A 245-nucleotide genomic window follows, 5' to 3' on the forward strand; every position below is an offset into this window, starting at 1 on the left:
GGTTTTTTTATTTTGCGTGTTTTGTTTTTTAATTGCGATAAAAATCATTGCGTTGTTATAAAAATAGCGACCCTGATACGCCGCATATAGAATGGAGCACGCTTGTTTCAGAGTTTCGAGAAAATATTCTCGGGGCAGAGTTTGAGTTTTCCCCATCTGAAAACACACCGGAATCTCACTCCTAGTGGCGTATCCATATTCAGCTGCTGATGCTCCCTCTCGGCAACTATAATGATAACAATCTT

Annotated in this window: 1 protein-coding gene; it reads right to left on the reverse strand. The window is 40.0% G+C overall.

Annotated elements, in window-relative coordinates:
* A partial coding sequence (locus VC352_RS24975) for a hypothetical protein (RefSeq protein ID WP_322982173.1) occupies positions 1-245 on the reverse strand: 245 nt, incomplete at both ends.

Source organism: Pseudomonas sp. C11, assembly GCF_034683865.1.
Classification (GTDB): Bacteria; Pseudomonadota; Gammaproteobacteria; order Pseudomonadales; family Pseudomonadaceae; genus Aquipseudomonas.